Genomic DNA, 11,567 nt, shown 5'->3' with positions numbered 1-11,567 from the left:
TATTATGTCAAAGATATTTCGTCCATTAGTATTTTATATTGGTTTACGCTATGTATATGGGCAAAAAAACGATGGTTTTGGCCGCTTTGTTTCCTGGCTATCTATGATTGGAATTATGCTTGGTTCTATCGGTTTAATTGTGGTATTGTCGGTAATGAATGGGCTGGAAGAGCAGATGCAAAATAGTATCTTAAAGTTTTTTCCTCAAGCACAAATTACCTCTAAAACAGGTAAAATTGATTCTAGTATTATCACTTCATCGCAATTTGAAAATATCCAAGGTGTTGAGCGGATAACGCCGATTATTACAGGTGATGTGGTTTTACAAAGTCAACAAAGTATCACGGTCAGCACCTTAATGGGGATTACTGCTGACGACCACGATCCGATTGAAGATTATGTTTATGCTGGTTCAATCGACACCTTACAGGCAGGCAGCTATAATGTAATATTAGGGCAGACGTTAGCCGATCAATTGGGTGTGATAGTTGGCGATAAGATTCGCTTGATGGTCACCGATGCCAGTCAGATTACACCAGTAGGGCGTATTCCTTCCCAACGTTTATTTACCGTGAGCGGGTTGTTTTCCGTTAATCATGATATCAATCAAGCGTTAATTTATATCAATCAAACTGATGCTAGAAATTTATTACGTTATCCTGCTAATAATATTAGTGGCTGGCGTCTATTTTTAGCTCATCCACTTGAAATTTCGTCAGTAACAAAAAATCCATTACCTGAAGACTTGGTGTTTACCGATTGGCGAGCAAAACGTGGTGAGCTGTTCCAAGCTATTAAGATGGAAAAAAATGTGATGGGGCTGTTGATTAGTTTAATTGTAATTGTTGCGGCATTTAACATTATTACTTCGCTTAGCTTATTAGTTATGGAAAAACAAGGCGAAGTGGCCATATTAAAAACGCAGGGTTTATCACGCTTTAAGATTATGCTGATTTTTATTATTCAAGGTGCTAGTTCAGGTGTCATTGGAACTTTATTAGGTAGCGCCATTGGTTTGTTACTAGCCTCATATTTAAATGAGTTGATGTCGGTGCTTGGTTTATCCTTTGCTGGTATTGAATTACCAACGCTAGTTGAACCTGCACAAATTATATTTATTATTTTCGGATTACTTATGTTATCGCTAATTTCAACTATTTATCCTGCATATCGTGCAGCCAATATCCAACCAGCCGAGGCTTTACGTTATGAATAATTCACAGCCACTTCTTTCAGCTAAAAATCTTTATAAAACCTATAAAGAAGGCAAAATGGTGACCGAGGTATTAAAAGATGTCTCGTTTGATATCTATCCTAAATCATTGCTGGCAATTATTGGTAGCTCTGGTTCAGGTAAAAGTACTTTATTGCATTTGCTTGGTGGATTAGACAAACCAACTTCAGGTGAAATCACATTTAAATCTCAACAACTGAATCGCTTATCAGAACAAGAAAAAGCACATTTGCGTAACCAAGAAATTGGATTTGTATATCAGTTCCACCATCTATTGCCTGACTTTACTGCGCTTGAAAATGTAGCAATGCCATTGTTGATTGGAGGCACTTCACCTAGCGAAGCTAAAAAACGCGCTATGGCGATGTTAGAGTCGGTAAATCTAGTTAAACGTGCTAATCATCGTCCATCTGAACTATCTGGTGGTGAACGTCAACGCGTTGCGATAGGACGAGCATTGATTAATAATCCAGCACTCGTGATGGCTGATGAACCAACGGGTAACTTAGATAAATCAACAGCTGATTCAATTTTTGAGTTATTGATAAAACTTAATCGTGAACATGGTACGGCTTTTTTAGTGGTTACGCATGATCTCGCTTTAGCAAATCAACTCGATCATCAATTGATTATGAGTGATGGACAGTTGTCTCATTCGGTGAAATAAAATAAAGGTAAATGGATTATGAATTTATCATTAATCACAGCCATAAAATTCCGTAAAGGACGCCGTAAAAGCGGTATGGTTTCGTTGATATCAATTATTTCAACTCTGAGCATTGCTATAGGTATTGCTGCGCTGATCATTGGCTTAAGTGCCATGAATGGTTTTGAGCGTGAATTAAATGATCGAGTTTTATCGGTCGTGCCTCATGGACAAGTTTATTCTCATATGGGCAATTTGGAAAATTGGGAACATATTCAAACTGAACTGCAAGAAAATAAACGTATTGTATCTGCCATGCCGTTTGTTAGTTTTACGGGATTGATTGAAAATGGTAGCAAGCTTGGTGCGGTTGAAGTACAAGGGCTTGACCCAGAACAAGAAAAGAAGATAAGTGCATTACCAAATTATGTACTTAATAATAAATGGCAAGATTTTAAAGCAGATAATCAACAAATCATTTTAGGTGCCGGTTTAGCTAAATCACTTGCAGTTCAAGAAGGGCAGTGGGTTTCTTTGCTTATTCCGGTTTCAAACAATCCAGAACAACTTAAACCACCTCGTCGAGTTCGTTTACAAGTACATGGTATTTTAGATCTTAGTGGCTCATTGAGTAACAATGTGGCTTTATTACCTTTAACTGATTCACAAAAGCTACTCAATATTGGTGACAGTGTCACAGGATTGATGATCAATGTAGATAATGTTTATCAAGCTAGTGATATTATTGGCCAGGCAACGTTGAATCTTGAAGAAAATCTCGATTTTAATAGTTGGGAACGTACATTTGGATTTATGTATCGTGATATTCAAATGATTCGACAAATTATGTATTTAGCGATGATTGTCGTAATTGGCGTTGCTTGTTTTAATATAGTATCGACGCTAGTTATTGCAGTTAAAGATAAGCAACGAGATATCGCTATTCTTAAAACACTTGGCGCAACCAATAATCTTATAAAACGTATTTTTATTTGGTATGGTGTAATTTCAGGTTTGATTGGTAGTGTGATTGGTGTGGTGCTTGGCGTTATCGTTTCATGGCAACTTTCAAACATAATGGGTGTTTTTGAGTCGATGATGGGACATAAAATCTTAAATAGCAACATCTATTTTGTTGATTTTTTACCATCCGAAATTCATCTGTTTGATGTTGTCATTGTGTTTATTACGGCAATGTTATTGAGTTTGATTGCCAGCTACTACCCAGCTCGAAGAGCATATAAAATTGATCCGGCTCGAGTGCTAAGTAGTTATTAATAAATCAGATAAAATAATAAAGGCGCAAAGTTCAATTTGCGCCTTTATTTTTAATAATTAAAACCATATGTTGTTTTAAAATATTGATAAATTGAATATAACAGCAAACACGATGCCGCAAAGAGGATTAAGATTAATAGAGTGTAAATATTGCTTTGATAGCGAAATTTTTTCAAACAGACCGTAACTATCCCACCTAGAATAAACCCTGTAATCGCACCACCAATGTGCGCCATATTGTCAATAGAAGGTAACAAACCTAATCCCAGAGTCAGAAATAAACTGATTACAATAGACTTGATAGGCATCTCTTGCAGATCGGTACGATTGATGAGCGAATAGGCAAGCAGTGCAGTGATAATACCTAAGATAGCCCCTGAAGCACCACAACTAATAACACTATGACGAATGGTTGAAACGTCACTCGCTAAGCTACCAAATAAGCCGGACAATAAGTAGATACCAATAAAAGAAAATGGTGGGATCAATCGTTCTAAAACAATCCCAACACTCCATAATGCTAACATATTCATAGCAAGATGAGCTAATCCTGCATGTACAAAGATATTGGTAAATAAACGCCAATATTCACCAGAAAAAGTTAACTGAGCAACATCCGCACCCCAGTCAATCAAGAAGGCGTTTTCCATATATGTTGAAAAACCACGAGAATCAAGTAGATGAGAAATAACAAACCATGCAACATTAAGCAGAACTAAAATACTCGTAATTTTTGCTTGTTGAAATAAATATTGAAGATTTCTTAGATTGCCCATGTGTGGAGTATCCCTTTTGAAAAAAATAAATCATAACTAAGTTAGATAGATGTGTTAATCCAGATGCTTACCTAAAATAACTAAATCACGCTTGACGCCATCAAGTTCGGCAATTTTGGGGAGTAGGGCCCAATGTTGATAATGAAGTTTTTCAAATAGTTTTATGCTAGGCGTATTGTGTCCAAAAACATAGCTAAGTATGGATTGAATACCGATTTTTTTTGCAAATGATTCAATTTGTGTCACTGTGGCTTGGCCGATTTTCTTCCCTCTAAAATCTTGATGAATGTATAAACTAATTTCAACCGTTTTATCGTAAGCCGGACGGCCATAAAATGATGATAAGCTCACCCAACCACAAGGTTGATTTTGATATTTGATTAACCAAAGTGGGCGTTTTTGTGGATTATGCTGTTCAAACCACGTTAAACGACTTTCAACAGACACCGGCTGTAAATCAGCTGTAACTTGGCGACTAGCAATTGTTGAATTATATACATCCACGATAAAAGGCAAATCATCTAAAGTTGCATCTGTGTAAGTAATCATAAGTTTAAAAGAAAAGTGATTAGTTTTGCATAATTGTAATGGCTTTATTATGTACAAGCAACCAAAGGCGATTTAATAACTAAAAAAAGAAAAATAGTTTAAAAGAATTTACCAAAAAACCCTTTCCTCAACATTTTTGACACCATTCCAATAATGAATAAATTAGCAAAAAAAGTTGAGGAGCGGGGTTTTTGAGGTTTAATTTAGCTGATTTTATGCTGATTAAAATAATCAATTATTGCTTGATTGACTGTTGAAGTTTTAATGTTTTTACGCCATATCAGATAAATATTTATTTTTAATTTTTTATCTTGGCTGTTGATCAACTTTTTATAGATAACACCATCGACTTTCATTTGTGTCATCGATTGTGGTAAAAGCATTATTGCTTTACCCAATGCAACTTCCAGTAGCATAGATAAATTATCAGCGAGTTCGGCACGACGATGTAGTGGGTGGTTTAAGCTATTGAAAACCTTTTCACACTGGTCGTAAAAAAATGGGTTTAAATGTTGTTTAAACCAAAACAGGGGTAAATCAATCACATCATTAAGATTAACTTTATCTTGTTTACTACATGGGTGATGAGCTGGCAATACTAAGGTCATGGGTTCTTGATAGATTAGTATTGAGTTTTCATTAAAATCTCTAGTTGAATAATCCGAAACAAAGGCAAAATCAATATTGCCTTTTTGTAACTCAAGTATTAGCTCTTTAGAGGTATAGTTATGTTTATATATTTCTGTTTCATCACTAAATTTGGATAAAAACGATTTGAAATAAGGAATATAGTCAAAACTTAAGGTTTTAGTTGTTCCTATAATAACTTTTTCTAGATGCTTTGTTGATTTAACCATTGAACAAAGATCACTTAATAATTGTGTTACTTTAGATTTTAGTATTTCGCCTTCATTGGTTAATACAATATTGTGAGAGTTCCTTAAAAATAGTGTGCTTTGTAGGGTTTCTTCCAAATTTTTAATTTGAGTTGAAAGAGGAGGTTGGCTAATACCAAGTTTTTTGGCTGCGGCAGTAAAACTAAGTTCTTCACAGACCGCAATGAAATATTGTAATTGCTTAATAGTCGGTAATCTTTTGCTGTAAATGTCCATAATTACACAGTTCTTAATACATCAATTAGTTTGGTGTCCAAATCGTCGTATAGTTTTTTAGCTCAATCATCATTTAGTTATTATGAATGAGTTTTACATCTTTTGCTAATCATCATTTTTTTGCTATACGATTTTCGTATAACAAAATATGTATTTTTAAATTAGCTATTTGTTAGATAGTCTTCTTGAAAACTAATTAATCTTTATTATGAAATCTATGTTAAAAGAAGAAACAATACAGAAAAAATCAAGTCTAATTTTGTCAGCAATTTTAATTGTGCTATTAGTCGGCTCGGTTTATATAAGTCAACTTATCTTTCAAGAAATATCAAAAAGTTATCATATTGATATTTTAGAAGCGAGAAATGTGTTTAGTTTATCTTGTTTTTTTTATGCCATTTCTTTTTTTATTTATGGTCCACTCTCGGATAACGTTTCAACAAAGTTATTAGTTCTGATTGGCAGTATTGGAACTATTTGTTGTCTTATTTTATCGGTGATCATTGATTGTTTTAATTTATATTTGGTTGTTATGTCATTAATAGGCTTTTTTGCAGCTGCTGTTCCTGCTGCTTTGTTTGCTTATACCGCTAAAAACACGCCAAATCATAAGTTACCACAAGCAATGGGAATTATGATTTCAGCTTCAATTGTTGGCATCATTTTTAGCCGTAGTGTGATTGCGATGTTAACTGATTTTTGGTCTTGGCAGATTGCTTTTATCATTTATGCGGGATTAATCATTGTAGCATGTCTTTTTGTTCCTTTTGGTATAAAGCAAACAACAAATCAATCTCCAACAACCAGTTTGATAGGTACGTATTTCTCTGCACTTAAATTATTTCTAGATAAAACTGTCGTTATTTTTTTAGTAATCGGTTTTTTACTATTTTTTGTTTATCTTGGAATATCTTCTTTACTCACTTTTTATTTGAAAGGCGCACCTTTTTACTTATCTTCAACCGTTTTAGGTTGGTTGAATTTTGCTGGTCTAAGTGCGGTAGTCGGTAGCATGATCACTGGTAAGTTAACTCAAGTCATCAATGAAAAATATCTATTCATCATCTGTCTGTTAGCGGTATGTGTATCGATTGCCACTATAGGATTTAGCTCATCATTATATGTTATTGGATTAGGCATTTTTTGTTTATTTCTATTCGTATTTGGTATTCAACCATTAGTGATTGCAATGCTAAATAAAATTGTACCAATTAGTTCTAGAGGAGCTATTTCATCTTTATATCTTCTTGCTTGTTTGGCTGGCGGTAGTATTGGTACTTATTTACTCGGTATTGTTTATCAAAATAAAGCTTGGAATGGAGCCATAATACTTTGTGTCTTTTTGTCTATCGTTAATTTAATCCTAGCGTTAATTGCGATTCGATTAATTGAAAATAGTATTAAAAATTAATGTGTTATAAATAAGGAAATTAATAATGAAAAAATTTTTACTGCGTATATCGATGTTTATATTTTGCTGTTTTTATGGAGGGTCATCTATGGCAGGCTTAACAAAGATTTCCTCAGACTTCAATGCTCCAACAGGAATCGCATTTGATAGTAAAGGTGAGATGTATGTGACAGATTGGTCAAATAATTCAATTTTGAAAATAAATGCTAATGGTAAAAAAGAGACTTTTTATTCGGGTATATCATCACCAGCTGGAATAGTTTTTGATGCAAAAGATAATATGTATGTTTCATCTTATGGCGATGATTATATTTTAAAAATTAATCGTGATGGTAAATCAGAAAAAATTTCTGATGGTTATCATACGCCTACCGGAATCGCTTTTTCTAATCAGGGGCAATTACTCATCACTAATCGTTCAACAGGTGAAATTGTTTCGCTTGATCTTCAAACAAAACAAAAAAATATTGTTGCTCGTGGATTAACTACACCAGTTGGCGTGACTCAATTAGCGGATAATAGTTTAGTTGTTTCTCAATACAGTGGACGTCTAACTATGATCAGTCCAAATGGTACTCAAACGGAACTCGGCGCCGAATTTAGTCGCCCAGGTGTAGGTATTGTACGAATTGCCCCAAATGTAGTGGCAGTGGTTGATAATGGTGCCGGTATGGTGCGAAAAATTGATGTACAAAGCAAAAAAGTGACGACATTAGTTTCGAACTTATCTCAAGCTGTTGCATTAGCTTATCATAATAGCCGTTATTACATTGGCACATGGGGTGACGGTAGTGTATATGAGTTTAATAATTAACTATTTATCACTAGCAATTATTTATCCTTGAGGGAAAGAAAAAAAGTTGAGGAGCGGGGTTTTTGAGGTCATTTTTTGAATGATTAAAAACATTTAAATTAATTTTAAACCTCATCCCGCTGCTTTAAGTGTATATTTTCCAAAGTGCTGATTTCATTGTTGAAGCGGTATTTAAATTATTTTTATGCTTATCTATTTCCAAGTCAGTTCAATTAAGAGTATATTTAAATTTAACGTTATTGAAGGTATTCAAAAAGTTTTCAGATTTCATTCAATAATCACTCTTCCGCGAGTAATATCACTAATATTCTTTTTAAGTGTGAGCAAATTGTCTTGTGTGATAGCGATGCCGACTGTAACACCTTCTGCATCAAAATTTTGTTGTTCAATAATTGCATCGAGTTCCTTCAGTCGGTTTTCTATGATAGGCCACTCGTTATAGTAACAGTGAAATTCTAAGGTTGTTCTGGCAATAAGTTCTATTAATTCAGCTTGTTGTAAGCAATGGCTTGCTGAGCCGCCATAAGCACGGATTAGTCCACCTGTACCTAATTTAATTCCGCCAAAATAGCGGGTCACAACAACGACGACTTGATCGCAATCTTGTCCTTCAATAGCTGATAGAATAGGGCGCCCAGCAGTACTGGTAGGTTCTCCATCATCATTGAAACGATATTGTTGTCCTATTTTCCATGCCCAACAGTTGTGAGTTGCATTTGGATCACTAATGCTATCAATAAATTGTGCAGCCTGCTCAGCATTTATAATGGGTGCCGCATTGACAATAAAGCGACTTTTTTTTATTTCTTCGGTTAATTCGGTTGGATTTGCTAATGTATAAGGCATACTTATTCTGGTAAAATCATTTTATTGTAACTAATAATACTCAGCAGAGTTGAAATGTCTATTAATTTAGCACAATTAAAACTTTCACAACAGCAATTAGCCAATCAGGTTAGCTTGGTGGATGATTTTAACCCAGCAATAAAATTGATTGGTGGGACGGATGTCGGTTTTGAACAAGGTGGCATGATAACTCGTGCTGCGATTGTGATATTGACATTTCCTGATTTTGAAGTGGTTGAATATAATATTGCTCGATTGGAAACAAATTTTCCTTATATTCCAGGATATTTGTCTTTTCGGGAGTATCCAGCATTGCTTAAAGCATGGCAACAGCTTAAGCACAAACCTGATTTGTTGTTGGTTGATGGGCAGGGTGTTGCTCATCCCAGACGATTAGGAATTGCAAGTCATTTAGGTTTATTGCTCGATATACCTACGATTGGTGTAGCAAAAAGAAAATTATGTGGACAATTCGAGCCTCAATCGAAAAAAGCGGGAAATGTAACGCCTCTGGTTGATAAGCAAGAACAGATAGGCTGGGTTTTACAAAGTAAAGATAATTGTAATCCGTTATTTGTTTCCGCAGGGCATAGAATCAGTCAGGACAGTGCATTACATTGGGTCAAACAATGTTTACGCGGTTACCGTTTGCCGGAGCCAACTCGTTGGGCTGATGCAATTGCGTCCAATAAGCCATTATTTAGAAAGTTTAGTCATGCCAAATAATCAGCTACCATTAAAAAAAGGTGGATTTACCTTTAAGCGTTTTTTTGTTGCCCATGATAAAAGTCCCATGAAAGTGACAACGGATAGTTGCTTGTTAGGTGCATGGGCTCCTATTAAACCTGATATACAAAATGTTTTAGATATTGGTACTGGGTGTGGTGTTATAGCATTGATGCTTGCCCAACGTTTAGAAAACCATTCATGTCAAATTGATGCGATCGACATTGATCCGCAAGCGATTATGCAATGTCAGCAAAATAGCTTAAATGCTAATTTTCAAACGATCCAAGCATTAAATATCAATGTTAATCAATTTAGAATAGATGATATTGCTTGTTATGATTTGATTATAACTAATCCACCTTATTTCCAATCAGCAGTCGAATGCCGAAATACAGAGCGTCAGTTGGCTCGTTATACCGAGAGTTTAAACTATCAGCAACTTATTGATGCGGTAATTCGTTTATTAAAACCAAATGGATTATTTTGTTTAGTCTTACCTTATCATGTTGCAGATAAATTTAAACAGTTATGCGAGTTAAATAGGTTATTTTTATGCAGTGAAATGCAAGTAAAATATTCAGCTGATAAGGATTTCTCGTTGGCACTGATGGCCTTTTCATTTCATCAAAATGATAATTTCCTTAGTCAATCATTGTGTATGCGTGATGACCATGGGGGGTATTCCCAACCATTTAGAGAATTATTGGCCGATTTTTATCTGTTTCGTAAATAATGCCTTTTCGATTATTGTGGAATAATGTAGAAGTATATTATCGCTATGATAGCTAGTATAACTATGGTTATGGCATAAATTTTGTCATGCAAATAACTGAAAGATGATAGATGCCTTTGTTTTCTTGCATAAAGGTAGAATAATAATCCAACACTATATAAGATCATGGATAGTAATAAATAAGACACTCCACCAGCATAGATTAACCAGAATCCATAAATTGAACCCAGTGTACCGATGAATAATAGATGTTTTTTTCGTTGCCTTATAGATAGTTTAAACACGAATAGTGCTGATAGTAGATAGGGGATGAGTACCATTGAAGTTGATAGCTGAATTAAGGTGTTGTAACCCGATTGATAAAAATGTGCCAAAATCATAAGTACACTAATTAAACTCGTTGTTAACCACAATGCATTAGCGGGTGTGCTGTTTTTATTAAGTTTACCGAAACAACTAGGTACGGTATGTTGATTGCCTTGGCCAGAAAGGAACAGCATTTCAGCCGCTAACATTAACCAAGACAATAATCCACCACTGACCGACACAATCAAACCAATGTTGATACATTTAGCTCCCCAACTACCTACAACATGTTCAATCACTAAGGCCATGGATGGATTTTTCATTTGTGCCAGTTCGTGTTGTGGGACGATCCCTAAAGATAGCACCGAAACACAGACTAATAATAGACTGGTAATAGCAAAACCAAAAAAGGTGGCTCGACTTATACTAATAATATTTTTAGCTCGAGCAGCATAAACTGTTGCACTTTCAATCCCCAAATAAACCCATACGGTATAAAGCATGGTATGTTTTACTTGACTGAGGATGGTTCCTAATTGAGGTGTCCCCCAAAAGTCCATGTTAAAAGTATCAACTTTAAACGCTAAAACGACACAAACAATAAATAAACAAATAGGCACAATTTTAGCTAATGTGACTAAACAATTAAGTAAAAATGCTTGATAGATGCCTTTTATGACAAAAAAATGGATAATCCATAAGAATATAAGTCCAGCAATCACTGCGGGAATAGTGGTGCCATTACCAAAATAATTGAAGCACTCAAATGAACCTAATGCGCTAAATAGGATAACTAAATAGCTGCCACATGACATCCATGCCGATATCCAATAGCCCCAAGCGGCATTAAAACCAATATAATCACCAAATCCTTCACGAACATAGCCATATAATCCTTCATTGATTTTGTAAAAACGAATTGAAAGATACTGAAAAATTCGCGTAAGCATAAACATGCCAAATAAGGTTATTACCCATGCAATTAGTATGGCACCAGCCCCAGCGCCTTCGGCCATGTTTTGAGGAAGGCTAAAAATACCACTACCGACAATACTGCCCACTACCATTAATGTAAGTGGGAGTATGCCAAGCTTTTTTCTTACTGGCATATTCATATCGTTTTCTTATTTTAA

Annotated in this window: 12 protein-coding genes; 7 read left to right on the top strand and 5 right to left on the bottom strand. The window is 35.0% G+C overall.

The genetic code is table 11. The features are described from left to right. Positions 1-13: 13 nt before the first annotated feature. Genes lolC through lolE form a run of 3 tightly spaced genes read left to right on the top strand, consistent with a single transcriptional unit; the run spans position 14 to position 3,158 of the window. Positions 14-1,216 (top strand): lipoprotein-releasing ABC transporter permease subunit LolC, encoded by a 1,203-nt coding sequence (gene lolC, locus J3U18_RS06505; protein WP_416380076.1) that lies wholly within the window; start codon positions 14-16, stop codon positions 1,214-1,216. After that, on the top strand, positions 1,209-1,901 hold the full coding sequence (lolD, locus tag J3U18_RS06500; protein WP_065563449.1) for a lipoprotein-releasing ABC transporter ATP-binding protein LolD: 693 nt from the start codon (positions 1,209-1,211) through the stop codon (positions 1,899-1,901). Before lolC ends, lolD begins: the two co-directional genes overlap by 8 nt. An 18-nt stretch (positions 1,902-1,919) precedes the next feature. Further along, the gene (lolE, locus tag J3U18_RS06495; protein WP_065734855.1) at positions 1,920-3,158 is read left to right on the top strand and encodes a lipoprotein-releasing ABC transporter permease subunit LolE; all 1,239 of its coding nucleotides are present in this window, start codon (positions 1,920-1,922) and stop codon (positions 3,156-3,158) included. A 50-nt stretch (positions 3,159-3,208) separates the two neighbouring features. Here the strand turns inward: lolE and J3U18_RS06490 are convergent, their stop codons facing one another. The 3 genes from J3U18_RS06490 to J3U18_RS06480 all read right to left on the bottom strand — a co-directional run bounded on the left by J3U18_RS06490 (position 3,209) and on the right by J3U18_RS06480 (position 5,595). After that, a complete protein-coding gene (locus tag J3U18_RS06490) occupies positions 3,209-3,934 on the bottom strand; it encodes a rhomboid family intramembrane serine protease (RefSeq protein WP_267353289.1) in 726 nt (241 codons plus the stop codon). Positions 3,935-3,988: 54 nt separating this feature from the next. Next, positions 3,989-4,483, bottom strand: a complete 495-nt coding sequence (locus J3U18_RS06485; protein WP_267353288.1) for a GNAT family N-acetyltransferase — start codon at positions 4,481-4,483, stop codon at positions 3,989-3,991. 203 nt (positions 4,484-4,686) lie between these two features. Continuing rightward, positions 4,687-5,595: a LysR family transcriptional regulator gene (locus tag J3U18_RS06480; RefSeq protein WP_267353287.1), complete on the bottom strand. Its 909-nt coding sequence runs from the start codon at positions 5,593-5,595 to the stop codon at positions 4,687-4,689. 217 nt (positions 5,596-5,812) lie between these two features. Here J3U18_RS06480 and J3U18_RS06475 point away from each other — a divergent pair, with 217 nt between their 5' ends. Together J3U18_RS06475 and J3U18_RS06470 are read left to right on the top strand one after the other, a co-directional pair. Continuing rightward, positions 5,813-7,006, top strand: coding sequence for an MFS transporter (locus J3U18_RS06475; RefSeq protein WP_267353286.1), 1,194 nt, complete (start codon positions 5,813-5,815; stop codon positions 7,004-7,006). Positions 7,007-7,094: 88 nt separating this feature from the next. Continuing rightward, a complete protein-coding gene (locus J3U18_RS06470) occupies positions 7,095-7,820 on the top strand; it encodes a serine/threonine protein kinase (RefSeq protein WP_267353285.1) in 726 nt (241 codons plus the stop codon). Positions 7,821-8,087: 267 nt separating this feature from the next. Here J3U18_RS06470 and J3U18_RS06465 read toward each other — a convergent pair whose 3' ends face one another. Then, positions 8,088-8,666 carry an IMPACT family protein gene (locus J3U18_RS06465; RefSeq protein ID WP_267342705.1) on the bottom strand — a complete coding sequence of 193 codons (579 nt, stop codon included), beginning with the start codon at positions 8,664-8,666 and terminating at the stop codon, positions 8,088-8,090. Between the two features lie 60 nt (positions 8,667-8,726). Between J3U18_RS06465 and nfi the strand changes: the two genes are divergently transcribed. Together nfi and J3U18_RS06455 are read left to right on the top strand one after the other, a co-directional pair. Beyond that, positions 8,727-9,392, top strand: a complete 666-nt coding sequence (gene nfi, locus J3U18_RS06460) for a deoxyribonuclease V (protein WP_416380393.1) — start codon at positions 8,727-8,729, stop codon at positions 9,390-9,392. Next, positions 9,382-10,128, top strand: coding sequence for a tRNA1(Val) (adenine(37)-N6)-methyltransferase (locus tag J3U18_RS06455; RefSeq protein WP_267353283.1), 747 nt, complete (start codon positions 9,382-9,384; stop codon positions 10,126-10,128). The genes nfi and J3U18_RS06455 overlap by 11 nt, the downstream gene beginning before the upstream one ends. An 11-nt stretch (positions 10,129-10,139) precedes the next feature. Here J3U18_RS06455 and J3U18_RS06450 read toward each other — a convergent pair whose 3' ends face one another. Next, complete coding sequence (locus tag J3U18_RS06450; RefSeq protein ID WP_220226084.1) at positions 10,140-11,549, bottom strand: basic amino acid/polyamine antiporter; 1,410 nt, start codon at positions 11,547-11,549, stop codon at positions 10,140-10,142. Between the last annotated feature and the right edge of the window lie 18 nt (positions 11,550-11,567).

It is taken from the genome of Gilliamella sp. B3482 (genome assembly GCF_026536805.1).
GTDB lineage: Bacteria > Pseudomonadota > Gammaproteobacteria > Enterobacterales > Orbaceae > Gilliamella > Gilliamella apicola_E.
The sequence above is the reverse complement of the archived record's forward strand: the minus strand, read 5'-3'. Positions and strand labels throughout refer to the sequence as shown.